Genomic DNA, 375 nt, shown 5'->3' on the forward strand with positions numbered 1-375 from the left:
TTGAACTTTCTTTTTGAAGAGTACGGGGTTCAGCAGGTCATCGCAGTGGCTGACGCTGAAAACGTAGCATCCGTTTCAATGCTTACCCGCGTAGGTTTTCCACGGGGAGGAATTGTAGAACAAGAGGTTTTCTTTAAGGGAAAATGGGGAAAGGAATATCACTTTTCCTTATCCAAAGAAGAATGGAAATCAGGGCAGGCCAATCGTATCAGGTAGTTCAAGTCTTCAGACCTGCCTGCTTCAAGCAGGCTTGGACTGATCTGAATGCAGTCCTGCACTCCGATTGGCAGGTTTGCGGTGCACTAAAAAATTCACCTTCAAAACCAAACCGGTGTTTTTGAACCATTTTTCACTCGGTTTTGATTTACTTTCTAG

1 protein-coding gene is annotated in these 375 nt (G+C 44.5%); it reads left to right on the forward strand.

Annotated features, from left to right (window positions below; all coding sequences use genetic code 11):
- Positions 1-216 (forward strand): GNAT family N-acetyltransferase (locus ACNKXV_RS13495; RefSeq protein WP_417908252.1); only part of this gene is annotated, 216 nt, incomplete at its 5' end.
- Positions 217-375: the final 159 nt, after the last annotated feature.

It is taken from the genome of Christiangramia aquimixticola (genome assembly GCF_048285835.1).
GTDB lineage: Bacteria > Bacteroidota > Bacteroidia > Flavobacteriales > Flavobacteriaceae > Christiangramia > Christiangramia aquimixticola.